The organism is Mammaliicoccus sp. FSL K6-3158 (assembly GCF_038005105.1).
GTDB classification, from domain to species: Bacteria; Bacillota; Bacilli; order Staphylococcales; family Staphylococcaceae; genus Mammaliicoccus; species Mammaliicoccus sciuri.
The window spans coordinates 2,123,646-2,146,298 of sequence record NZ_JBBOSL010000001.1 but is presented as its reverse complement, the minus strand read 5'-3'; the positions used below and the strand labels follow the sequence as shown (position 1 = coordinate 2,146,298).

Genomic DNA, 22,653 nt, shown 5'->3' with positions numbered 1-22,653 from the left:
ATTGAATGTTAACTAAAATAGAAAATAACTATTTTGAAGTGATTAAAGATGATCAGAAATCTTTCAATGAAGAACAATTTACATCACGTTATTCTGAAATTCTAGATAAATATGATTTTATTGTTGGTGACTTTGGTTATGAGCAACTTCGTTTAAAAGGCTTTTATCATGATTCTAATAAAAAAAGTGATGCAAATAAGCGATTCTCTGCTATTCAAGATTATATATTAGAGTATTGTAATTTTGGATGTAAATATTTTGTGTTGAGACGATTATCTAAATCTGAGATATCTAAATTAACAGCAGAAGAAGCAACTTTCATAGATGAAGAACATAAATTAGAAGATGTTAAAATAGAGCCAACAATTCAGCAAAATACTAAACAAGAGCAACAAAACAAACAACAAGAAGCTGAAACAGTAGAAATAGAAGAAGACGCAATTGAAGAACAACCTACATCTAAAAATACTTTAAAAGATTATTTATAAACGAAAGAGCCCGGAATTTTTCCGGGCTCTTTTGTATTGAGCTATAGCGAGATTGTGAATATTTTTGTATGAAGTTGTTTATATAATATAGGTGCGTTAGTAACAAAAATCGGTCGAAGTGTAACTATGAAGTGTCTTATTTACAAAACTACTGAGAATTGTAATTACTGGACTTCTTATTTGCACTTTCGACCAGAACTGCAAATAACGCTCACACTATATTAATTACAAATGCAATTCAATTTTATATATCTATAACATCATGTAAATATTCTGTTACTTCTTCGCCTTCTTCTTTTGTTAAACCGAGGATGTGACTTATATAGCCATCTTCTTCTAAGTCATCCTTACCGATAATACCAAATGTATTGTTTTGGGTATTAAGTACCATTGTTTTTCCATAATGTCTATCTGTATAAATCAGTGTTAAGTCATAGCGACTGTGTTCACCGACAAATCCTACAAATTGTATTTTCGCTTCATCTTGCTCGTCATATAAGAACATATCTATCATGTTTAGCGACTCCTTTTTAAAAATCTTTCTTTACTTGTATAGTATACAGAGCAATGCCCTACAATTCAAAATTATGATATGATGATATATGGATAGGAGGTCTTCTACATGTATTTCGTAGATAGCAAAACTTTAACTTTAAAACTAAATTATTTAGAAAAATTAACGGTAGATTTTGAAACCGAGAAAAATTCTCCATATGCTTTAGAAAGAATCGCACATATGATGATTGAATCTGTAGTTGATATTGGGAATTTGATTATTGATGCATTTATTTTAAGAGATCCTGGTAATTATAAAGATGTGATTGATATTATGGAACTTGAAAAAGTCTTCCAACCTTCATCTGCTGAAGCGATTAGAACATCTATTGATTACAGAAAAGAACTTATTAGAAATTATGAAAATATTGATCATGATCAATTAAGAAAAGCTTTTGAAATTGCGACGCCATTTTATAAACAAGCAATTGAAGATACAAAACATTTTTTAGAAAATGAAAATGTTCCCGTAACAGCTTTTGGTGAAGGAGATAAAAATGAAAGATTATAAAGGTTATTTTATTGATATAGACGGTACAATGTATAAAGGTACGGAAGTTATTGAAGGTGCAATCGAATTTATAAATTATTTAAATGAAAATAATAAAGATTATTTATTCGTTACGAATAACTCTTCAAAAACACCTGCTGAAGTAGCAGAAAAATTAAATAATATGGGTTTTCATACTTCAAGTGAACATGTGATTACTTCTGCAATGGCAACTGCTGGATATATAAGTGAAGCTTTTCCTGGCGCATCAGTATATATGGTAGGCGGAAGTGGATTAGAAACTTCTTTAAAAGATGCTGGCTTAGTTGTGAAAGAAGATGAACATGTTGATTATGTCGTAATGGGCTTAGATGTGAATATTTCTTATGAAAAGCTTTCAGTAGCATGTTTAGCCGTTAGAAATGGTGCGAAATTCATATCTACAAATAAAGATTTTTCGATTCCAAATGAAAGAGGATTTTTACCTGGAAATGGTTCGTTGACAAGCGTTGTAAGTGTATCGACTGGACAGACGCCAGTATTCATCGGTAAACCAGAAACAATAATTATGGAACAAGCAATTGAAAAAATTGGTCATGCTAAAGAAGATTGTGTAATGATTGGTGACTTATATGACACTGATATTTTAGCTGGAATCAATAGTGGCATTGATACATTACATGTACAAACTGGTGTAACTTCTTTAGAAGAAATTAATAAAAAAGAAGTATTACCAACATATAGCGTTAAGAATTTATTTGAAGTGATTAAGTAAATTCACATAAGGAGCTGAGAACATGAATGAGAAAGTACTTGTTGCAAGACAATTACCAGAAAAGTTTATCAATCAGATTAAAGAATATGCAGAAGTAGATGTTTGGAACAGCGAATTAGAACCAATGCCTCGAGAAGCATTTTTAGAACGTTCTCAAGACGCTACAATTGTCATTACGACATTAAGCGAGCAAATTGATGAAACATTTTTTAACAATGCAACGCACATAAAAGGTGTCGTCAATTTAGCTGTTGGCTTTGATAATATTGATGTGAAAATTGCTGAAGAAAAAGGTGTTGTTGTTACAAATACACCAGAAGTTTTAACAGAAACGACTGCCGAATTAGGCTTTACGTTAATGTTAACAGCAGCAAGAAGAATTGTTGAAGCGGTTCAATATGTACATAATGGTGAATGGAAAAGTTGGGGTCCATATCTTTTAGCAGGAAAAGATGTCCACGGCTCAACAGTTGGTATTTATGGAATGGGCTCAATTGGAGAAGCTTTTGCTAGAAGATTGAAAGGCTTTAATTGTAAAGTACTTTATCATAATCGTTCTCGAAAAGAAGAAGCTGAACAGCAATTAAATGTTGAATATCGTACAATGGATGAATTGCTTAATGAAAGTGATTTCGTAGTTTGTACGGCGCCATTAACACCTGAAACAAAAGGTATATTCAATCGAGAAACTTTTAAAAAAATGAAAAACTCAGCAATTTTAATTAATATTGGACGTGGTGGTCACATCGTAGAATCTGATTTAATTGAAGCAATTGAACAACAAGAAATTTTAGGTGCAGCATTAGACGTTGTTGAAAATGAGCCTATTTCAGATGATCATCCATTTTTAAAAATGGATCAAGTTATCGTTGTGCCACACATCGGCAGTAGTTCAATTGCAACACGAGATAAAATGGTGCAGCTATGCGTGGATAATGCTAAACAAATTATGTCTAACCAAGATCCAATAACGCCGGTTAAGTTAAAATAATCAAACGAAATTAATAAAGAAAAAACAGGCTGGGACATAATGTCTCAGTCTGTTTTAGTCTCTTGGCAGTAGATGACTGAGTTGAAATACGCTTGTATCAAGCTTTTTCAACTCTAGTCATCCTTGCCGTGGCAAGACTACGAAATCTTTTTTACAAAGTAGATTTCTGTTCCACTCATTTTTTATTGCCATATATTGCTAAAATTTTACATATAATTCTTGATATTCGATTACGTATAGAATATAATGATGAAATAGAATAATTATAAAATTAAAACACAAGGAGATTAACAATGGAAAAAATTAGGGACATTATAAACTCTGAAAACTTTAAATTGATTGGTTTGACGATTTTCTATTTACTAATCATGATTGTGTTATTTTGGATTTATGCTGGTGGAAGTGCAAGTAATGATTTTATATATAATGAATTTTGATGAAGGAGAAAGTTTATGAGGGACATCTTAGAAAAAGTAACATTTATGAATAAGTGGCATGCTGATAAGGTTGCGATAAACTATAGAGATGAAGTAATGACTTATGGTGAATTAGATCTTTATTCTAATAAATTAGCTACTTTAATTAAAGGTTCTGAAAAGCCTATAGTACTTTATGGTCATATGTCACCTTATATGATTGTGGGAATGATCGCGAGTATGAAAGCAGGCATTGGTTACGTTCCAATTGATACTTCTATTCCATTAGAAAGAATAGAGCATATCATTGAGAAGGTTGAGCCTGTTTTTATTTTGAACACAACTGGAAATTTATTGAATAATTTACATGTAAAGCAAATAACGATAGAAGAAATACTTGCTGTTGAATCAGTGGATCAAGACTTCAAGAGAATAATTGATAAAGACATTGTTTATACAATATTTACATCTGGATCTACAGGATTACCAAAAGGTGTACAAATAAGATATGAAAGTCTTGTTGATTTTACAGAATGGATGCTGGAATTAAATCAAATAGGCGAGCATAGAATGTGGTTAAATCAAGCGCCGTTTTCTTTTGACTTGTCTGTTATGGCCATTTATCCGTGTTTAATGACTGGCGGTACACTTCAACTTGTCGATAAGAAGATGATTGAAAAGCCTAAACAATTATATGAATTACTCGAACATAAAGCAATAGAAAGCTGGGTATCTACACCTTCATTTTTAGAAATGTGTCTGTTATTGCCTAATTTTAATGAAACACATCATCCGAAATTAAAGCAGTTCTTCTTCTGTGGAGAGATATTAAGTCATAAAACAGCACAGAAATTACATGATTTGTTTACGACATCAACTATTTATAATACATATGGACCAACTGAAGCTACAGTTGCTGTAACGAGTATACAAATCACGCAAGAAATACTGGATCAATTTAAACCTTTACCAATAGGCAAAGTACGCCCAAATAGTGAATTGAAGTTAACAGATGAAGGTGAATTAATTATTATAGGCAAAAGTGTGAGCCAAGGTTACTTAAAAGATGAAGAAAAACATAATAAAGTGTTTAAAATCATTGATGGCCAATTAAATTATCATACAGGTGACAAAGCAACTTATCGAGATGGTTATTGGTTCATTAACGGAAGAATTGATTTTCAAATTAAGATCAATGGTTATCGTATGGAACTTGAAGAAATTGAAAGCGTACTTGAACACTTACCAGATGTTAAACAAGCTGTCATTTCACCAATCAAACAGGGTGAGAAAATCCAATATTTACATGCAACAATTGTGCCGATAGCTGATGAGTTAGAAAGTGAAAATGATATGACAATGCATTTGAAACATGAATTGAAATTACATTTACCTGAATACATGATTCCTAGAAAATTTAGCTATGCTAAACAGCTACCTTTAACGTCTAACGGTAAATTAGATCGCAACAAAGTATTAGAGAGGTTAAATTCATGACACCATATGGAGATTTTACTTATTTCTACATCTGTTTAATCTTAATGTTACCCGTTATTATTTTAGGATTAATCGGTAAGAAAAGTCTTATATACAATAGAGTAATAACCTTAATTATGCTTGTTTTAATATTTTCGGATGACAGTAAAAATTTATTCGATAATCAATATTTAAGTTATCAACTCATTTTCTTTGCACTGTATGTATGTTATCAAGTTGTTTTGATTAGAACTTATAACACGCTCGTAAAGAAAACAAACAACTTTAAGTTATATGTGAGTGCAATATTTTTATCTATATTACCGTTAATTATTGTCAAAGTATTACAAAGTAGTTGGCTTGGAACACATCAACTTACAATACATGGTAATAGAGTCATTGAATTTATTGGATTTTTAGGAATTTCTTATATTGCATTTAAGAGCATTCAACTCATTATGGAAATTCGTGATAGTCGAATTAAGTCTATTGATACGATGAAATTAATCGATTTTATTACATTCTTTCCAACAATCTCATCTGGTCCAATAGATCGATATAAACGCTTTATTAAAGATGAAGAGAAGACAATAGAACCTGAAAAGTACTATGACATGCTTATCAAAGCCATACATATGGTGTTTATGGGATTCTTGTATAAATATATCATTGCTTATTACATAAATGAGTATGTAATAAAAGTTGTACCAATAGACACGGATCCAACATTTTTAAATTACTTATATTATATGTATGGTTATAGTTTCTATTTATTCTTTGATTTTGCAGGATACAGTTTATTTGCAATTGCATTTAGTTATTTATTTGGTGTGCAAACACCTGTTAACTTTAACCAACCATTTAAAGCTAAAAATATTAAAGATTTCTGGAATAGATGGCATATGAGTTTATCATTTTGGTTTAGAGATTGCGTATATATGCGATTTGTATTTTGGGTATCTAAAGAAAAATTATTAAAAGATAAATTATTAATATCTAATTTAGGATTTTTCTTGAATTTCTTTATTATGGGTATTTGGCATGGTATTGAATGGCATTATATTTTGTATGGTTTATATCATGCATTGCTATTTATTGGGTATGGCTATTACGAACAATGGCGTAAAAAACATCCTATAAAGATGAATCCAAGCATTATGAACATAGTAGCAATTTTAATTACATTCCATTGTATAGCATTTGGATTTTTACTTTTCTCAGGCAAGTTAATACATTAAATAAGGGAGTTATATTATGAATTTTGAAGAGAGTGTTTTAAATATTTTAGCAGAAGTTGCAGAAAATGATATCGTTAAAGAAAATCCTGATATTGAAATATTTGAAGAAGGCATTATCGATTCATTTGCGACAGTAGGGTTATTATTAGAAATTCAAAATAATTTAGGCATTGATGTAACAATTACTGATTTTGATAGAGATGAGTGGGCAACACCAAATAAAATTATAGCAGTACTTAAGGAATTACAATGAAATTAAAGTTATTGTTACCATTATTAATAAGTGGTTTATTATTCGGTTTATTTTTACTCGTACCAGTAGAATGGATTAAATCATTTTCAAAGTATGACAGTATTAATAACGAAGCGATATCTTTAGATGATACAGTACTAAAAGGTGTGCACTCACAAGAAGAAATGTTATTAAGTAAAAATTTCTATCCAATCTTTGGGTCAAGTGAATTGGAAAAACAAGACATCTTCCATCCAGCGTATATCTTGAATGACAAAAAAGCGAAATTGCAACCATATCTAATAGGTACGGGTGGATCAACTGATTTAATTCATGCAATTAATATGGGAAGCCAAGCACATAATCTAAAAGGTAAAAAAATAGCGATTATTATTTCGCCACAATGGTTTACAGATCATGGACTGACAAATGATAACTTTAGTGCTCGCTTTTCACCATTACAAGCTGATCACTTATTTAAAAATAAAGTGTTAAGTCCAGAAATTAAAGATCGTTTTGCTAAAAGATTAGCGCAATTTAAACAATTAAAATCAGACCCATACTTGAAATCAGTCATAGGAAAAGAAAATCATCATTATGATGAAGGTACATTTATGAATGATTTTGAAAAAAATATCTATGAAAAACACGACGCTTTGAAATCAATTTTTGGACAAGAAAAAGCAAAGTTACATAGAAAAGAACACCATCATTTTAATCATATGAATTGGAATGACTTGAAGTTATACGCATCAGAATATGGCGCACAACATTCAAGAACAAACAAATTTGGTATGAATGATAAATATTGGCATTTATTAAAACAGCAACGTAAAAGATATAATCGTAATTACGAGTTTAATATGCATTCGAAAGAATTTGATGATTTACAATTATTAATCGATACTTTAAAAGAAGCTAAAGCAGACCCATTGTTTATTGTGATTCCAGCAAATGGAAAATGGTATGATCATATTCATGTGGATAAAGAAAAACGTGAAGCGGTATATGAGAAAATCAATCACATGATTCAAAAGAATGATATGAAAGTATACGATTTAACCGATAAAGAATATGAACCGTATGTAATAACAGACGCCGTTCATATAGGATGGAAAGGCTGGGTATATATTAATGAACAAATGATACAACATATCAATGGAACATATGATGGAAAAGTGAGTAGACAGTATCATTAATATTACCTAGGAAATAAAAAACAGGACATCGTTTATAAACGATGTCCTGTTTTTTATTAATTATGAAGTTAGAATACTTGTTCTACTTCCACTACGCCAGGTACTTCTTCTAATAAAGCACGTTCTATGCCAGCTTTTAGCGTAATAGTAGAACTTGGGCAAGTACCACAAGCACCAAGTAGACGTAATTTAACAATCCCGTCATCAACATCTACTAATTCACAGTCGCCACCATCACGTAATAAGAATGGTCTTAACTTTTCGAGTACATCACTAACTTGATCAAACATTGTTTGTTGTTCGGTAGCCATATATATTAATACTCCTCTCATCAAGTGTTATTAGATACATTAATCTTATTTATCTATTATAATAGAAATAAGGTAAAAAATCTATTCATGAAACTAGGGGGATGCTAAAATGTCCAAGGCAAGTATAGTAATTTATGGAGCTGATGTTGTATGTGCAAGTTGTGTAAATGCACCATCATCTAAAGACACATTTGAATGGTTACAAGCAATTTTAGGAAGAAAATATCCAGAGTTAAACCTTGAATACACATATATTGATATTATGAAACAAACAGAAAATTTAACAGATCACGACCAACAATTTATCGAAAGAATAAACGAAGACGAACTTTTCTATCCACTTGTAACAATCAATGATGAATACGTAGCAGATGGTTATGTTCAATTAAAGCCAGTAACAAAATTTATAGATGAACACGTAGCAGTAGAACAATAAAAATGAATAATTTAGGGAGTTAATTGGGGACAGGTGAGTTGGGTAGAGTATAGATGTGAGAAAAGTCAAGTCATGGCTTAACTCCTGAATAAAGCCAAGAGCTCGCCAAAGATGTGAGTTAAAGAGGCAGTTAACTCACATCTTCACTTCCAACCACCCCCCCACATACAATAGAAAAAAAGTAGCAGAGTAATCTGCTACTTTTTTCTTATCCGTTATGATATTTATATAACCATAGAACACCTGATTTAATGACTCTTGCTAAACGACCTGTTACGGTTTGTTCCATTAAATAAGCGAAGCCTTGTTTTTCACCAAGTGAACCTACAAATCCTTGTGGTTTCAATTCTGGCATCTTTTCAGGTAATGGTTTGTTTGCCCATTGTAATTTCATGACTTCAGCGATTTGATCAGCTTGTATTTCTGCTAAATATGCGCTTGGTGCATGAGGTAATGCTGCACAATCGCCTACAATATATACATTTGGATATGTTGGAATTTGATGATATTGATTTACGATAACCCTTCTACCGTCGTTTGTATCAACTGGAAGATTTCTAACGATTTCAACTGGTTGTATACCGGCAGTCCATACAACTAAATCAACGTTATGAATATCTTCATTGTTATAAAGTTGTCCGGGTTCAACTTTAGTGATATTTGAATTTGGTACAACTTCTACATTATGTTTATCAAACCATTTTTTTACGTATTTACTTAATTTCTCTGGGAATGCAGGTAAAATTCGTGAACCTCTATCAAAAAGTTTAATTTTAATATCTTGTCTACTTTCACGTAATTCACTTGCAAGTTCTATACCACTTAATCCTGCACCGACGATACCTACAGTTGCATCACTTGGTAAGTCACATATTGCTTGGTATGTTTTGCGTGCGTTTTGTACAGTTTGAATACTATAGGTATATTCTTTTGCGCCAGGTACGTTGTGATATTTGTCTTCACAACCTAGACCTATTACAAGTTCATCATAATCAACTCGTGTATCTCCAACTGAAACAATTTGATTGTCTAAATCAATATCAGTAATTTCCCCGTATACTGTATTAATTTTTTTATCTTTTGGAAATTGAACACGAATATCTTTATCTGGTTTTGTGCCTGCTGCTAATGCGTAGAACTCTGTTTTTAAACCGTGAAATGGCATACGATCAATCAGCGTAATTGAATAATCGGAAGGTAATGTGCTAGGAAGTATTTCTTTCATTAAGCGCATATTACCGTATCCGCCCCCTAATAATACTAAGCTTTTCATCGTTATTCTCCTTTGTCCATAAATCAAATTTCTACAAATTTGTATGTATATATTTTATAATATATAAGTATACTTTTAGTATAATCGTTTTTGGCATAAACTACAATGAATGTTAAAATAGTTTAATGAATAAAAAGTGAGTAGGTGAACACATTGAACCCAATTGTCGAATTTTGTATTTCAAACTTGGCCAAAGGTGCTGATGTAGTGTTTAACAAGCTCGACAATGATCCAGAAGTAGATGTATTGGAATACGGTTGTCTACAAAATTGTGGACCATGTGCTAGAGGGTTATATGCATTAGTCAATGGAGATATGGTCAAGGGAGAAACACCAGAAGAATTACTTGAAAATATATATAGTCATATAGAAGAAAATTGGATTTTTTAGGAGGAATAAATATGTCAACTGTTATATTAACTGAAGCAGCAGCTTATGAAGTTAAAGATATGATGAAAAATAACGATATGCCAAATGGTTATTTGAAAGTATCTGTTAAAGGTGGCGGTTGTACAGGACTTTCTTACGGAATGTCAGCAGAAGAAGAACCGGCTGAGAATGATGAAGTTCTAGAGTTTTATGGTGTGAAAGTGTTAGTAGATAAAAACGATGCACCAATTTTAAATGGTACAACAATTGACTTTAAGACATCTTTAATGGGTGGCGGATTTGCGATTGAAAACCCTAATGCTATTGCAGCTTGTGGTTGCGGAAGTTCATTTAAGACAAGAGACGTTTCAGGTACGCCAGAACAATGCTAAGGAATTGATATGTCACACTTGAATTTATCTTTATAAAAATATACAATAAAACTTGTATGTAAATAGTATTATCTTTATTTGTGAGGAAAAACACAAAGTGACACAACTTTCCTATAAGTGTCAAACAAAATTTAGAAAGTATAGGTGAAAATAATGGGATTTGAACGTAAAAAAGTTCTAGTATTAGGGGCAGGATACGCTGGCTTACAAACAGTAACTAAATTGCAAAAATTAGTTTCAAACCAAGACGTTGATGTTACATTAATCAACAAAAACGATTATCACTACGAAGCTACATGGTTACACGAAGCTTCTGCAGGTACTTTAAACTATGAGGATGCTTTATACCCAATTACAAATGTAATCGACAGAAATAAAGTAAACTTCGTTAAAGCAGAAGTAACAAAAATCAACAAAGATGCTAAAACAGTTGAAACATCTAACGGTGTATTCGAATATGATATTCTTGTTGTTGCATTAGGATTTGAAAGTGAAACATTCGGTATTGAAGGTATGAAAGAACATGCTTTACAAATCGAAAACATTAACACTTCTCGTCGTATTGCTAAACATATCGAAGATAAATTTGCTAATTATGCTGCATCTAAAGAAAAAGATGAAAATGATTTAGCAATCTTAGTAGGTGGCGCTGGATTCACTGGTGTTGAATTATTAGGTGAATTAACAGAACGTATTCCTGAATTATGTAAAAAATACGGTGTAGATCAATCTAAAGTTAAAATCACTTGTGTTGAAGCTGCTCCAAAAATGTTACCTATGTTCTCTGAAAACTTAGTGAACTACGTTGTTAAATATTTAGAAGAACGTGGCGTTGAATTCAAAATTTCTACTCCAATCGTTGCTTGTAATGAAAAAGGTTTCGTAGTTAAAGTTAATGACGAAGAACAAACTTTAGAAGCTAACACAGCTATTTGGGCTGCAGGTGTTAGAGGTAGTAAATTGATGGAAGAATCATTTGACGGCGTTAAACGTGGTCGTATCGTAGTTAAAGATGATTTATCAATCGACAACTATGATGATATCTTCGTAATTGGTGACTGTTCAGCTGTTATGGCTGGTGAAGGAGACAACAAGCGTCCACTTCCAACAACAGCACAAATCGCTATGCAACAAGGTGAACACCTTGCTAAAAACATTAAAAACATCTTCAATGGTGAGAAAACAGAGCCATTCGCATACGATGACAAAGGTACTGTATGTTCATTAGGTAGCCATGATGGTGTTGGTGTTGTTATGGGTCGTGAAATTACTGGTAAAAAAGCAGCATTCATGAAAAAAGTTATCGATACTCGTGCAATTTTCAAAATTGGTGGTATCGGATTAGCCTATAAAAAAGGTAAATTCTAATTGATTCATTATTAAGTGTAGAGACCTGCTATTAGGCGGGTCTCTTTTTTTAAAGGAGGTTAGCTATGATATCTTTACCGCAAGTTATTATATCTATGGCATTATTTTTTGTTCTGTTTTTTGGAATCGCTTTTATATTAAATATGCTATTAAAAGGTACTTGGTTAATGGTCGTACTTTATCCATTTGTTATTTTTGCAATTGTAGATAAAATTTCCACTGCTATGTACTTTACAGATCCAGCAACTGCATTTTCAAAACTTATTACAGGTTTAACACATATACATACTGCGGATATATTAATGCTTGGTTCAGGATGGATTGGCGCTATTGTCGCAGGATTTGTTATAAGGAATTTACGAAGAAGCGGTTATTCAATGTTTTAACAAAGGGGATAATAATGATGAATATAAAAATTAAAGAAACATATTCTTATAATGAACTTCCGATTGTAATCGGTTGTCCAAGTCACTTAAATCAAATGCACAATTTTGATGAAATTAATCAAATTTTAGACGGACAACTTGAAAATTTAAAAAAACAACAAATTATTAGTAGTGAGCTTGGTAAAATCACAAGTACAGCGATTATCATAAATGGACAAGTCGTTAAATTAATTGCAGTAGGGTTAAGTAACTTAAAAGAAATTAAAGAAAATGACTATCAAATTGTGTACGGAAATTTAAGCAGATATTTACAAAGTAATAGAATTGAAGAAGTACATCTATTAGATGATACGTTTGTATCACAAAATGTATCTAATCAAGAACGTGCTTATCGTTTTGGTTGGTTATTCACACAAGCTACATTTGTATTTGATACGTATAAATCAAACAAATCAGCAAATGTTAACACAGTTATTAACTATGTTACAACGACAACTGAAGATGTCACGACATTTATTAATCAAGGTGAAATTTTAGGAGAGAGTGTTAATTTAGCGAGAACATATTCACAAACACCACCGAATATTTTAACACCAGATTATTTCGCAAACGAAATTGAACAACACTTTAAAGATTCAGAAGTAAATGTCACGATTAAAAATGAAGATGAAATTAGAGAAGAAGGTATTGGTTTATTAGATGCAGTTGGTAAAGGATCTATAAATCCACCTCGTTTAGTCGTGCTTGAATATAAAGGTTCAACACAAGATCCAATTGCGCTTGTAGGTAAAGGTGTAACATACGATTCAGGTGGTTACCAAATTAAATCTAAAACAGGTATGCCAACGATGAAATATGACATGAGTGGTGCAAGTAACGTAGTAGGTATGATGCATGCTATCAACAAATTACAATTACCAATTCATGTAGTAGCAGTATTACCATTAGCTGAAAATATGATTTCAAGCAATGCAATGAAACCAGATGATGTATATACTGCATTAAGTGGAGAAACAGTTGAAATAACAAATACGGATGCTGAAGGAAGATTAGTATTAGGTGATGCTGTTTCATTCGTTAAACAATATAAGCCAGAACTTATTATGAACTTTGCGACATTAACAGGAGCTGTCGTTGCAGCATTAGGTTTAGGGAAAACGGGGATATTCTCAAGCGATGCTGATCAATACATTGATGATGTGAAACAAGCTGCAAAATATTCAAATGAAGTAAGTTTTGAATTACCAATAACAGATGAAGAGAAACAAGATATTAAATCTTCAGAAGTTGCAGATTTAACTAACTGTATTTTAAATAAAAACGGTAAAGCTTTATTTGCAGCAGCATTTGTAACACATTTTAGTGATGAAATACCACACTTACACTTTGATATTGCCGGTTCAGGGGAAACAGAGACTGATTCATTCAAAGGTCCAAAGGGTGCGACTGGTGCTATGATACCAACAGTACTTCATTTCTTAAAAAATAAATAAAATCAGTCAATCATATATAAAGCGGGATAAAAAATCTATGGACTATGATAGGTTTGGATCCCGCTTTAATTATGACTAAATCTGATTCTGAATATTCGGACTAATTATTGAGATGTTGACATGCTATTTCTCAACTGATATGATAAATTCATTATTTCACTTTATCGTGGTAGAGAACTAAAGAATGGAGAGGGTCTTTTTGGAAATAAATGCAGTATTAGTAGCTGTTATTGTGATGATTATACTTTGTTTAATGCGTTTAAATGTTGTACTAAGTATATTCATAGGTGCATTAACAGGTGGTTTATTAAGTGGAATGTCTGTTGATAAAGTCATTTCCACATTTGGTAAAACAATCGTTGATGGTTCAGAAGTTGCATTGTCTTATGCATTATTAGGTGGATTTGCAGCACTGATTTCTTATAGTGGTATAACTGACTACATCGTAGGAAAAATCATTACATCAATGAAAAAAGAAAATTCACAGAAAAGTAGATTAAAAATAAAAATATTATTAGTAGCTGTATTACTAGTAATTTCAGTACTCAGTCAAAATATCATACCTGTCCATATCGCATTTATACCTATTCTTATACCACCATTACTAAGCTTATTTAATGAACTACAAATGGATAGAAGATTAATTGCTACAGTTATTGGTTTCGGACTATGTTTCCCTTATATTTTATTCCCTTATGGTTATGGTCATATATTCCAATCTATTATCTTTGATGCATTTGGAAAAGCAAATGTAGATATAGAATTCAATAGTATTTGGAAAGCGATGTTAATTCCTTCAATGGGCTATGTATTTGGATTAATTGTTGCGATTATTATGTACTGGAAACCTAGAACATATAAAACAATTAAAGTAGAAGAAGACGAAGAAACGAAGACATTAAAGCCATATCCATTAATTGTGACGGGCTTAGCAATTTTAGGAACATTCGTTGTTCAAACATTAACGGAATCTATGATTTTTGGTGCATTAGCAGGGATCTTAATATTCTTCTTCTCAGGATTATATAACTGGAGAGAATTAGATGCTAAATTAGTTGAAGGTATTCAAATCATGGCATACATTGGTGTTGTGATTTTAACTGCAAACGGATTTGCAGGTGTGATGAGCGCTACAAATGAAGTAGGTTCACTAGTTGAAAGTCTAGCATCAATTACAGGAGATAATAAAGCATTCAGTATTATAATGATGTACGTTATTGGTCTTGTTGTAACACTAGGCATAGGATCATCATTTGCGACAATTCCAATTATTGCTAGTTTATTTATTCCATTTGGACAAGAAATTGGACTTAGCACTATGGCATTAATCGCAGTTATCGGAACAGCAGGCGCGTTAGGTGATTCAGGTAGTCCTGCAAGTGATTCAACTTTAGGACCAACAGCTGGTTTAAATGTTGACGGTGAACACGATCATATTAGAGATACATGTATACCGAACTTCTTAATATATAATATCCCGTTAATTATTTTTGGATTTATTGCTGCAATGGTATTATAGTATGATTAAGGGGGATTAATCATATGGATTTAATAGAGAACTTTGGAATAGAAACAATCGAATCAAGACATGGCTATATCGAAATGACGATGCCAGTAACGGATAAAGTTAAACAACCATTCGGATTCCTACATGGCGGTGCAACAATAGCATTAGCAGAAACAGCAGCATCAATGGGTGCTCATTACGCTTCAAGTGAAGACGAAATTCCGTTAGGATTAGAAATCAACGCAAATCATATAAAGTCAACTCGATCAGGTACAGTTCGAGCAATAGGTCAAGCACTTCATATTGGAAGAACAACACAAGTATGGGATGTTAAAGTTATTGACGAAAAAGAACAACTTATTTCCATAGTAAGAGCAACAATAGCAATTAAACAAAAAAGATAATTTAATCATATAAAAAGCGAACAATCATATATTTGTATTGATCGCTTTTTATTCTTATTGGTATATATATTTTTAAATATCTCAATAAAGGGTATACATATAGTATATATAATTTAAGGAGGATATATTATGACTAAGCACAATCCTTTAACAGCTTACTATTATGACCAATATGATAAACAACCACAAAATTATCCAGGTATTCAGAAAAATATGAATCCTGTTCCAGATTGTGGTGAAGAGTCCTATTTAGGTTCAGAGAAATTGAAAGGTAAGAAAGCACTTGTAACTGGAGGAGATTCTGGAATAGGTCGTGCTGCTGCAATCGCTTATGGTAAAGAAGGTGCAGATGTCGCGATTAATTATATTCAAGATGAAAAAGAAGATGCTGAAGAAGTAAAAAGTATTATAGAAAAAGCTGGTCAAAAATGTGTACTAATTCCTGGAGATTTAAGAAATCGAAACTTCCCTAAGCAACTCGTCCAAGAAGCGCAAAATAAATTAGGTGGCTTGGACATAGTTGTACTGAACGCAGGTATACAACAATATGAATATGACATTCAAAATTTATCAGAAGATAATCTTAGAGATACATTCGAAGTGAATGTTTTTTCTGGTATAGCTACAATACAAGAATCGCTTCAATATTTAAAAGAAGGTAGTAGTATTATTATTACATCATCTATACAAGGGTTTAAACCAAGTGCCCATTTGGTAGATTATGCGATGACAAAAAGTTGCAATATATCATTAACGAAAAGTTTAGCTGCTCAACTTGGAGAAAAAGGCATTCGTGTGAATAGTGTTGCACCTGGACCAATATGGACACCATTACAAATATCAGGTGGTCAACCACAGGATAACATACCAGACTTTGGAAAAAATCAGCCTTTACAAAGAGCAGGTCAACCAGTCGAATTAGCAGAAGTGTATGTTTTACTTGCATCAGATAGTGCAAGTTATATCACAGGACAAGTATATGGTGTAACTGGTGGCGCACCAATAAATTAATATAAATAAAAAGTTGTTGCTAGTGAAATAATCACTGCAACAACTTTTTTATTTTGCATCTTTTAAATCATCGCGAATTGTTCTTTCACTAGGTCTAACGCCCATATAGTAAGCACTTCTTGAAACTAAGTGACCTGCTAACGGACCTGTTATGAATATAAAGATAATACCTAGTAGTAGTTGAACATTGAAATGTCCTTCTTTAGCGATAAAGTATATCAATACACCTAACAAGATAAGCATAACGCCTAATGTAGAAGCTTTTCCAGAGGCGTGTGCACGAGAAAAGACATCTGGTAATCTTAGAATACCTAACGCTGCGAAAAAGCTAAAGCAAGCACCTATGACCATCATAAAAATTGAGATACTAATAAGAATCGTTTCTATCATTTTCAATGATCTCTCCTTTATCCATAAATTTCGCAAATGCTGCAGTACCTAAGAATGCTAATATACCTATTAATAAAAGTATAACGAATAAATATCTAGTATGAGTTAATACTGAGAATAAAGCTATTATGGCCATTAATGTAATACCTAATGCGTCGAGCGCAATGACTCTATCAGCTAGAGTAGGACCAATAATGACACGAATCAGCATACCAATCATAGAGAGTGCAACGATGATAATCGCAATAATAACGAATATATTTGTCATCGTATGCTCACCTCCTTGATAGCTTTTTCAAATGAATCTTTAATCGCACTAACTTCAGAATCAATATCTGAAAAATCAATTGAATGAATATAAAGTGTTTTTTTGTCATCTGAAATTGCTACGACGATTGTTCCTGGTGTTAAAGTGATTAATTGTGATAATAAACTAATTTCCCAATCCTTATCTAAATCTGTAGGATAAGCGAAAAATGCCGGCTTATTATGGATTTCTTTTTGTATAACTATTCGAATAACATCTATATTCGCTAAAATTAATTCTTTCATAAATATAACTGCTAAAATAAGTGATTTCCAAACAGGACGTAAGTATAAATGTTTGCCTGGAAGAAGCGGTAAGGCTACTAAGACGAACAATATACCAAATAGATAACCAAATACAAATGCACCAAATGTATAAGTATCTGAAAGCATCATCCATAATGCAGCTAAAAGAACATTTATGAGTACTTGTATCGCCATTAATAATCGCCTCCTAACGCATTAACATAAGTTTCTGGGTTATAGAATGGTAATGCAGCTTTTTCCACTAATGGATATAAGTAGTCTGCTCCAAGTCCAAATAGAATGGCTACTATTGTAATGGCTACTGATGCAATCATTAATTTATTGATTGGTAGTTTAGGGTTATAAATATAACCTTTTTCTTCACCCCAAAATGCCATTAAGAAAATGCGCATTACAGAATAGAGTACACATAAACTTGATAAAAGAACGATAATACCACTTATGTAATAACCATTTTCAAATGTAGACATTACGATGATATATTTACCATAGAATCCACTTAATGGTGGTATACCAGCTAACGACAGGGCAGCTATAAAATAAATCCAACCAAGAACTGGATAGTGATTGATTAATCCACTGAACTTTCTTAAATCAGGCGTACCAGTTATTTTAATAATGACCCCAATTAATAAGAATAAAGCAGCTTTGATAATCATGTCATGTAGCAAGTAATAGATACTTCCCATCATGCCGTTTTTATCCATCATTGCAGCGCCAATTAGGATAACACCAATCGCGATCATAATATTATAAATGATAATCTTTTTAACATCGTAATAGGCAATAGCACCAATACAACCCATGATGATTGTTAGGATTGACAGAACAATTAACGTTTGCGTAATAAATTCACTATTCGTTGAATAGAATAAGCTAAACGTACGCATAATTGCATATACACCAACTTTAGTTAATAAAGCACCAAATAGTGCGATAATCGGAATTGGTGGTGCATAATATGCTCCAGGTAACCAGAAATACAGTGGGAACATACCTGCTTTAGTCGCAAATACGAATAGAAACATGATAAATGTAATAACAACGATATTTAAATTTGTTCCTGAAAGTTCTGCGAATTTAACATGTAGATCTCCCATATTTAATGTGCCAGTAATTGAGTAAAGCATACCGACACCTAATACAAAGAATGCAGATGTTAATACATTAACGAGTATATATTTAATACTTTCTTGTAGTTGGATTTTAGTACCACCAATAACAAGTAATAAATATGATGACATTAAAAATACTTCGAAAAATACGAATAAGTTAAATAAGTCACCAGTCATAAATGCGCCGTTAACACCTGTAACCATCATTGAAACACCAAAGTAATAAAAATATCTTTCACGATGGAGACCAATTGATTGGTGAGAGTATATGAGTACGATAAGCGTAATCAGTAAACTCACAGTTACGAGTAGTGCACTTAACATATCCACATATATAACAATGCTGTATGGAACGGGCCAGCTACCTAAGTTTAAAGTTTGTGTTCCATTCATATATATGTGGTAGAGGTTGTATAAACTCACTAATAATGCTAACGAGAACCCTGTTAATACCACTTTACGTTTAACATAAGGTCTGTGACCGACAAAAATTAACGTAACGGCAGTTAAAAATGTAATGACAAGAGGTACAATAATCAAATTACTCATCTTTCGGTACCTCCTTCATCTCTTCTAAATTATCAGTTCCCAATTCCTTATAACTTCTAAAAGCTAATACTAAGAAGAATGCTGTAACAGCGAAAGCTATTACGATGGCAGTTAAGATCAATGCTTGTGGTAATGGGTCAACATAGTTCTTAATACCTTCTTCTTCAATAGGTAAGGCACCTTTTTTCAATCCGCCCATTGTCAGTAACATTAAATGTACGCCATGGGATAGTAATGTAGTACCAATAATAATCCTAATTAAACTTTTAGAGAGAACAAGGTACACTGATACGGATATAATAATACCTGCAACGAAAATCATTAATATTTCCATTATTCATTCTCTCCAATCGCTAATATGATAGTAATGGCAGTACCCACAACAGCTAGTAATACACCTAAATCAAATAGCATTGCTGTATGCCAATGAACTTCACCAAAGATAGGAAGATGAAATTCTCCAAATTTATGTGTGAAAAATGTTTTGTTATATGTCCAACTTAAGATTGGTGTTAGAACACAGAAGAACAAACCAGTTGCTGTTACTAATTTAAAGTCAAATGGGAACATTTTCTTTAAAGTTTTAGTATCAAAGGCTATACCGATAATAATGACTGCAGATGAAAGTAATAATCCACCTACAAAACCGCCGCCTGGTGTATAGTGTCCACCAAAGAAGATAGAAACAGCATACATCATAATAATTAGGAAAATGATAATGGCATTAAACTGAAAGAATACATCATTTGATTGTTTCTTCATGTTCTTCACCTCCATCTTTATCCTTGTCTCTTAATTTAACTAATGTGTAAATACCTAATCCTGCAATACCTAAAACAGCTGACTCGAATAATGTATCGAATCCACGGAAGTCAACAAGAATAACGTTTACCATGTTTTTCCCAGCGGCTAGATCGTATACATTATCTATATAATATTGAGAAATAGAATCAAAATGTCTATTTCCATATGAAATTAATCCGATTGTAATAACTCCAATTCCAACACAAATCGCAATGATAAAGTTACCGATTTTAAAGTTTCTATTTTCATCATGTCTACTCATTTTAGGTAAATGATAGAAACATAGTAAGAATAGGGCAGTTGAAATTGTTTCAATTGATAATTGTGTCAGTGCTAAGTCTGGCGCACCAAAGAATACAAAGAATAAAGCAACTGAATAACCAACTGCAGCTAACATAATGATGCTAAATAGTCTTGACTTAGCTAATACGATACAGAATGTACTTACTAAAATTAAACCCATTAAAATGACTTCATATGGTCTAATTTCGCTTATATTATCGAATGCAACACTTACAGGATGTGTAAATAACGTGAGTGCAGTCATAATGATAAAGAATGCGAAAATATACATTAAATATGATCTGATAAATCCAGTCATATAGCTTTGCGTTATTTTGTTTGAAATATAAGAACTTAATTGAATACCTCTGTCGTAATAATAATTAAACGTTAAGTATTCAGGTTGAATGCTATAAATATTGAACCATTTTTCTACTGATTTAAATAATATAAAACCTATAATAAATACGATTAACGTACCTATTAAAGCAGGTGTTATACCGTGCCAATGAGATATATGAACATCAGGCGCATCAGCGAATGGTGCAATTGCTCTTACTGCTGGTGCAATAATACTGTTGCTTAATATATTTGGGAATAAACCAAATAACACAACTAAGAATGTCAAAATACCTGTCGGCAATAACATAAGTAACGGTGCTTCGTGTGGTTTCTTAGGTAAAGCTTCAGGTTTATAGTCTCCAAAGAATATTTCATGTACATATTTAAATGAATATACAAACGTAAAGATACTACCAACAATCGCAACTATCGGTAATAAGTACCCAAGTGTTGATAAACCAAATATATCAGCTTGATGACTATCAAACATTGCTGTTAAGAACATTTCCTTAGATAAGAAACCATTAAATGGTGGAACACCCGCCATGCTTAAAGCAGTAATAATTGTGAACGTACAAGAAATTGGCATGATGGTCATTAAACCGCCTAATTTTTTAATGTCTCTTGTACCAACTTCATGATCGATTGTTCCCGTAATCATGAATAATGCACCTTTAAATGTTGCGTGGTTAATTAAATGGAATACTGCAGCGATAATACTAGCTAAGAATAATTGACTTTCTTCACCAGAATAATGATAACTGACAGCACCGATTCCAAGCATGGACATAATCATACCGAGCTGTGAAACTGTTGAGAATGCTAAAATACCTTTTAAATCTTGTTGTTTTACAGCGTTAAATGATGCCCAGAACAATGTGATTAATCCGATAGCAGTTACCGCCCAAACAAATCCAGCACTTGCTGCAAAAATTGGTGTTGTACGAGCAACTAAATATATACCTGCTTTAACCATTGTTGCTGAATGCAAATAGGCACTGACTGGTGTAGGTGCTTCCATTGCATCTGGTAACCAAATATGAAATGGAAATTGTGCAGATTTAGTCATAGCACCAATTAAAATTAAAATCATTGCAAAAATAAAGTAAGGTGAACTTTGAATTTCAGCGGCATTTTGTACTAAAGAGGTAATACTCCAAGAATTACCTGCAATTGCGATACAAATAAATCCACCTAGTAACATTAAGCCACCAAACACTGTAATTAATAATGACTTTTGCGCACCATATATTGACGATTGTTTATGGCGCCAATAAGCGATAAGTAAGAAACTTGAAATAGATGTTAATTCCCAGAATAGGTAAAGCATTAATAGATTATCTGATAATACAACACCTAACATAGCTCCCATAAACATAAGTAAATAACAATAAAAATTACCGAGTGATTCATTTTTACTTAAATATGTAATGGAATATAATACAACGATCGCACCAATCCCTGTAATTAATGATGCGAATAATAAACTTAGTCCGTCTAAATGAACGGAGAAGTTCATACCTAATCTAGGCATGAAATCCCATATTACAATGAATGGTTTTTCCGAATCTGGAACATTTATGTATGACATAAAATAACTAAATATAATAATCGGAATAGGTAGTACAAACCATCCTAGATGTATACCTTTATAAAATCTGTATAAAATTGGTATTATGATTGCAAAGATTAAAGGTAACAAAATCATAATATGTATCAAACTCATTTAATAACCTCCTTCCAAAAATCTTATAAATATTATTATACACAATAAAGTTATTGCTTGAA

The 22,653-nt window shown here is 32.1% G+C and carries 27 protein-coding genes and 1 pseudogene; 18 read left to right on the top strand and 10 right to left on the bottom strand.

Annotated elements, in window-relative coordinates; all coding sequences use genetic code 11:
* Positions 1-5: 5 nt before the first annotated feature.
* Positions 6-383 (top strand): annotated as a pseudogene (locus MHH94_RS10770) (YutD family protein); the annotation flags it as partial.
* 349 nt (positions 384-732) lie between these two features.
* Here MHH94_RS10770 and MHH94_RS10765 read toward each other — a convergent pair.
* Positions 733-1,002: a DUF3055 domain-containing protein gene (locus MHH94_RS10765; protein WP_048540166.1), complete on the bottom strand. Its 270-nt coding sequence runs from the start codon at positions 1,000-1,002 to the stop codon at positions 733-735.
* 108 nt (positions 1,003-1,110) lie between these two features.
* On the opposite strand from MHH94_RS10765, the gene MHH94_RS10760 reads away from it, so the two are divergent.
* The 8 genes from MHH94_RS10760 (at position 1,111) to dltD (ending at position 7,860) form a co-directional block, all read left to right on the top strand.
* Positions 1,111-1,554, top strand: coding sequence for a DUF86 domain-containing protein (locus MHH94_RS10760; protein ID WP_078355585.1), 444 nt, complete (start codon positions 1,111-1,113; stop codon positions 1,552-1,554).
* Entirely contained in the window at positions 1,541-2,308 is a 768-nt protein-coding gene (locus tag MHH94_RS10755) for a TIGR01457 family HAD-type hydrolase (RefSeq protein ID WP_340841076.1), read from the top strand. Before MHH94_RS10760 ends, MHH94_RS10755 begins: the two co-directional genes overlap by 14 nt.
* A gap of 22 nt (positions 2,309-2,330) precedes the next feature.
* On the top strand, positions 2,331-3,299 hold the full coding sequence (locus MHH94_RS10750; RefSeq protein WP_325888790.1) for a 2-hydroxyacid dehydrogenase: 969 nt from the start codon (positions 2,331-2,333) through the stop codon (positions 3,297-3,299).
* Between the two features lie 293 nt (positions 3,300-3,592).
* A complete protein-coding gene (locus MHH94_RS10745; RefSeq protein WP_075577785.1) occupies positions 3,593-3,736 on the top strand; it encodes a teichoic acid D-Ala incorporation-associated protein DltX in 144 nt (47 codons plus the stop codon).
* Positions 3,737-3,751: 15 nt separating this feature from the next.
* Positions 3,752-5,212, top strand: a complete 1,461-nt coding sequence (gene dltA, locus MHH94_RS10740; RefSeq protein ID WP_088592462.1) for a D-alanine--poly(phosphoribitol) ligase subunit DltA — start codon at positions 3,752-3,754, stop codon at positions 5,210-5,212.
* Positions 5,209-6,429, top strand: a complete 1,221-nt coding sequence (dltB, locus tag MHH94_RS10735; RefSeq protein ID WP_058591489.1) for a D-alanyl-lipoteichoic acid biosynthesis protein DltB — start codon at positions 5,209-5,211, stop codon at positions 6,427-6,429. The genes dltA and dltB overlap by 4 nt, the downstream gene beginning before the upstream one ends.
* 16 nt (positions 6,430-6,445) lie before the next feature.
* On the top strand, positions 6,446-6,682 hold the full coding sequence (dltC, locus tag MHH94_RS10730; protein ID WP_048540156.1) for a D-alanine--poly(phosphoribitol) ligase subunit 2: 237 nt from the start codon (positions 6,446-6,448) through the stop codon (positions 6,680-6,682).
* The gene (gene dltD, locus MHH94_RS10725) at positions 6,679-7,860 is read left to right on the top strand and encodes a D-alanyl-lipoteichoic acid biosynthesis protein DltD (RefSeq protein WP_088592460.1); all 1,182 of its coding nucleotides are present in this window, start codon (positions 6,679-6,681) and stop codon (positions 7,858-7,860) included. Before dltC ends, dltD begins: the two co-directional genes overlap by 4 nt.
* 68 nt (positions 7,861-7,928) lie before the next feature.
* Here the strand turns inward: dltD and MHH94_RS10720 are convergent, their stop codons facing one another.
* On the bottom strand, positions 7,929-8,171 hold the full coding sequence (locus tag MHH94_RS10720) for a NifU family protein (RefSeq protein WP_025904405.1): 243 nt from the start codon (positions 8,169-8,171) through the stop codon (positions 7,929-7,931).
* A 109-nt stretch (positions 8,172-8,280) separates the two neighbouring features.
* On the opposite strand from MHH94_RS10720, the gene MHH94_RS10715 reads away from it, so the two are divergent.
* On the top strand, positions 8,281-8,607 hold the full coding sequence (locus tag MHH94_RS10715) for a YuzD family protein (protein WP_048540152.1): 327 nt from the start codon (positions 8,281-8,283) through the stop codon (positions 8,605-8,607).
* A gap of 208 nt (positions 8,608-8,815) precedes the next feature.
* Here MHH94_RS10715 and MHH94_RS10710 read toward each other — a convergent pair whose 3' ends face one another.
* Entirely contained in the window at positions 8,816-9,880 is a 1,065-nt protein-coding gene (locus MHH94_RS10710) for an NAD(P)/FAD-dependent oxidoreductase (RefSeq protein WP_058591486.1), read from the bottom strand.
* Between the two features lie 153 nt (positions 9,881-10,033).
* On the opposite strand from MHH94_RS10710, the gene MHH94_RS10705 reads away from it, so the two are divergent.
* The 8 genes from MHH94_RS10705 (at position 10,034) to MHH94_RS10670 (ending at position 16,810) form a co-directional block, all read left to right on the top strand.
* On the top strand, positions 10,034-10,270 hold the full coding sequence (locus MHH94_RS10705; protein WP_025904683.1) for a YuzB family protein: 237 nt from the start codon (positions 10,034-10,036) through the stop codon (positions 10,268-10,270).
* Positions 10,271-10,281: 11 nt separating this feature from the next.
* Positions 10,282-10,641 carry a HesB/IscA family protein gene (locus MHH94_RS10700; protein WP_048540148.1) on the top strand — a complete coding sequence of 120 codons (360 nt, stop codon included), beginning with the start codon at positions 10,282-10,284 and terminating at the stop codon, positions 10,639-10,641.
* Between the two features lie 153 nt (positions 10,642-10,794).
* Entirely contained in the window at positions 10,795-12,009 is a 1,215-nt protein-coding gene (locus MHH94_RS10695; protein WP_048540146.1) for an NAD(P)/FAD-dependent oxidoreductase, read from the top strand.
* 65 nt (positions 12,010-12,074) lie between these two features.
* The gene (locus MHH94_RS10690; protein WP_025904686.1) at positions 12,075-12,395 is read left to right on the top strand and encodes a YuiB family protein; all 321 of its coding nucleotides are present in this window, start codon (positions 12,075-12,077) and stop codon (positions 12,393-12,395) included.
* A gap of 17 nt (positions 12,396-12,412) precedes the next feature.
* The gene (locus MHH94_RS10685) at positions 12,413-13,888 is read left to right on the top strand and encodes a M17 family metallopeptidase (protein ID WP_208182991.1); all 1,476 of its coding nucleotides are present in this window, start codon (positions 12,413-12,415) and stop codon (positions 13,886-13,888) included.
* Positions 13,889-14,093: 205 nt separating this feature from the next.
* A complete protein-coding gene (locus MHH94_RS10680; protein ID WP_256891563.1) occupies positions 14,094-15,407 on the top strand; it encodes a Na+/H+ antiporter family protein in 1,314 nt (437 codons plus the stop codon).
* A 23-nt stretch (positions 15,408-15,430) separates the two neighbouring features.
* Positions 15,431-15,799: a PaaI family thioesterase gene (locus MHH94_RS10675; RefSeq protein ID WP_058591484.1), complete on the top strand. Its 369-nt coding sequence runs from the start codon at positions 15,431-15,433 to the stop codon at positions 15,797-15,799.
* 129 nt (positions 15,800-15,928) lie between these two features.
* Positions 15,929-16,810 (top strand): SDR family oxidoreductase, encoded by an 882-nt coding sequence (locus MHH94_RS10670; RefSeq protein ID WP_058591483.1) that lies wholly within the window; start codon positions 15,929-15,931, stop codon positions 16,808-16,810.
* 48 nt (positions 16,811-16,858) lie between these two features.
* Here MHH94_RS10670 and mnhG read toward each other — a convergent pair whose 3' ends face one another.
* Genes mnhG through MHH94_RS10635 form a run of 7 tightly spaced genes read right to left on the bottom strand, consistent with a single transcriptional unit; the run spans position 16,859 to position 22,591 of the window.
* Entirely contained in the window at positions 16,859-17,200 is a 342-nt protein-coding gene (gene mnhG / locus MHH94_RS10665) for a monovalent cation/H(+) antiporter subunit G (RefSeq protein WP_025904690.1), read from the bottom strand.
* Complete coding sequence (locus MHH94_RS10660) at positions 17,178-17,468, bottom strand: Na(+)/H(+) antiporter subunit F1 (RefSeq protein WP_048540139.1); 291 nt, start codon at positions 17,466-17,468, stop codon at positions 17,178-17,180. The genes mnhG and MHH94_RS10660 overlap by 23 nt, the downstream gene beginning before the upstream one ends.
* Positions 17,465-17,947 carry a Na+/H+ antiporter subunit E gene (locus MHH94_RS10655; protein WP_025904692.1) on the bottom strand — a complete coding sequence of 161 codons (483 nt, stop codon included), beginning with the start codon at positions 17,945-17,947 and terminating at the stop codon, positions 17,465-17,467. The genes MHH94_RS10660 and MHH94_RS10655 overlap by 4 nt, the downstream gene beginning before the upstream one ends.
* Positions 17,947-19,437 carry a Na+/H+ antiporter subunit D gene (locus tag MHH94_RS10650; RefSeq protein ID WP_048540137.1) on the bottom strand — a complete coding sequence of 497 codons (1,491 nt, stop codon included), beginning with the start codon at positions 19,435-19,437 and terminating at the stop codon, positions 17,947-17,949. The genes MHH94_RS10655 and MHH94_RS10650 overlap by 1 nt, the downstream gene beginning before the upstream one ends.
* Positions 19,430-19,771 carry a Na(+)/H(+) antiporter subunit C gene (locus tag MHH94_RS10645; RefSeq protein ID WP_025904694.1) on the bottom strand — a complete coding sequence of 114 codons (342 nt, stop codon included), beginning with the start codon at positions 19,769-19,771 and terminating at the stop codon, positions 19,430-19,432. The genes MHH94_RS10650 and MHH94_RS10645 overlap by 8 nt, the downstream gene beginning before the upstream one ends.
* Positions 19,771-20,199: a Na(+)/H(+) antiporter subunit B gene (locus MHH94_RS10640; RefSeq protein ID WP_025904695.1), complete on the bottom strand. Its 429-nt coding sequence runs from the start codon at positions 20,197-20,199 to the stop codon at positions 19,771-19,773. The genes MHH94_RS10645 and MHH94_RS10640 overlap by 1 nt, the downstream gene beginning before the upstream one ends.
* Positions 20,180-22,591 (bottom strand): Na+/H+ antiporter subunit A, encoded by a 2,412-nt coding sequence (locus MHH94_RS10635; RefSeq protein ID WP_340841065.1) that lies wholly within the window; start codon positions 22,589-22,591, stop codon positions 20,180-20,182. The genes MHH94_RS10640 and MHH94_RS10635 overlap by 20 nt, the downstream gene beginning before the upstream one ends.
* Positions 22,592-22,653: the final 62 nt, after the last annotated feature.

Excerpts from the sequence above, each read along its gene's own strand:
- MHH94_RS10765 (WP_048540166.1), bottom strand. The coding sequence starts at position 1,002 with ATGATAGATATGTTCTTATATGACGAGCAAGATGAAGCGAAAATACAA.
- MHH94_RS10760 (WP_078355585.1), top strand. The coding sequence starts at position 1,111 with ATGTATTTCGTAGATAGCAAAACTTTAACTTTAAAACTAAATTATTTA.
- MHH94_RS10755 (WP_340841076.1), top strand. The coding sequence starts at position 1,541 with ATGAAAGATTATAAAGGTTATTTTATTGATATAGACGGTACAATGTAT.
- MHH94_RS10750 (WP_325888790.1), top strand. The coding sequence starts at position 2,331 with ATGAATGAGAAAGTACTTGTTGCAAGACAATTACCAGAAAAGTTTATC.
- MHH94_RS10745 (WP_075577785.1), top strand. The coding sequence starts at position 3,593 with ATGGAAAAAATTAGGGACATTATAAACTCTGAAAACTTTAAATTGATT.
- dltA (WP_088592462.1), top strand. The coding sequence starts at position 3,752 with ATGAGGGACATCTTAGAAAAAGTAACATTTATGAATAAGTGGCATGCT.
- dltB (WP_058591489.1), top strand. The coding sequence starts at position 5,209 with ATGACACCATATGGAGATTTTACTTATTTCTACATCTGTTTAATCTTA.
- dltC (WP_048540156.1), top strand. The coding sequence starts at position 6,446 with ATGAATTTTGAAGAGAGTGTTTTAAATATTTTAGCAGAAGTTGCAGAA.
- dltD (WP_088592460.1), top strand. The coding sequence starts at position 6,679 with ATGAAATTAAAGTTATTGTTACCATTATTAATAAGTGGTTTATTATTC.
- MHH94_RS10720 (WP_025904405.1), bottom strand. The coding sequence starts at position 8,171 with ATGGCTACCGAACAACAAACAATGTTTGATCAAGTTAGTGATGTACTC.
- MHH94_RS10715 (WP_048540152.1), top strand. The coding sequence starts at position 8,281 with ATGTCCAAGGCAAGTATAGTAATTTATGGAGCTGATGTTGTATGTGCA.
- MHH94_RS10710 (WP_058591486.1), bottom strand. The coding sequence starts at position 9,880 with ATGAAAAGCTTAGTATTATTAGGGGGCGGATACGGTAATATGCGCTTA.
- MHH94_RS10700 (WP_048540148.1), top strand. The coding sequence starts at position 10,282 with ATGTCAACTGTTATATTAACTGAAGCAGCAGCTTATGAAGTTAAAGAT.
- MHH94_RS10695 (WP_048540146.1), top strand. The coding sequence starts at position 10,795 with ATGGGATTTGAACGTAAAAAAGTTCTAGTATTAGGGGCAGGATACGCT.
- MHH94_RS10690 (WP_025904686.1), top strand. The coding sequence starts at position 12,075 with ATGATATCTTTACCGCAAGTTATTATATCTATGGCATTATTTTTTGTT.
- MHH94_RS10685 (WP_208182991.1), top strand. The coding sequence starts at position 12,413 with ATGAATATAAAAATTAAAGAAACATATTCTTATAATGAACTTCCGATT.
- MHH94_RS10675 (WP_058591484.1), top strand. The coding sequence starts at position 15,431 with ATGGATTTAATAGAGAACTTTGGAATAGAAACAATCGAATCAAGACAT.
- MHH94_RS10670 (WP_058591483.1), top strand. The coding sequence starts at position 15,929 with ATGACTAAGCACAATCCTTTAACAGCTTACTATTATGACCAATATGAT.
- mnhG (WP_025904690.1), bottom strand. The coding sequence starts at position 17,200 with ATGATAGAAACGATTCTTATTAGTATCTCAATTTTTATGATGGTCATA.
- MHH94_RS10660 (WP_048540139.1), bottom strand. The coding sequence starts at position 17,468 with ATGACAAATATATTCGTTATTATTGCGATTATCATCGTTGCACTCTCT.
- MHH94_RS10655 (WP_025904692.1), bottom strand. The coding sequence starts at position 17,947 with ATGGCGATACAAGTACTCATAAATGTTCTTTTAGCTGCATTATGGATG.
- MHH94_RS10650 (WP_048540137.1), bottom strand. The coding sequence starts at position 19,437 with ATGAGTAATTTGATTATTGTACCTCTTGTCATTACATTTTTAACTGCC.
- MHH94_RS10645 (WP_025904694.1), bottom strand. The coding sequence starts at position 19,771 with ATGGAAATATTAATGATTTTCGTTGCAGGTATTATTATATCCGTATCA.
- MHH94_RS10640 (WP_025904695.1), bottom strand. The coding sequence starts at position 20,199 with ATGAAGAAACAATCAAATGATGTATTCTTTCAGTTTAATGCCATTATC.
- MHH94_RS10635 (WP_340841065.1), bottom strand. The coding sequence starts at position 22,591 with ATGAGTTTGATACATATTATGATTTTGTTACCTTTAATCTTTGCAATC.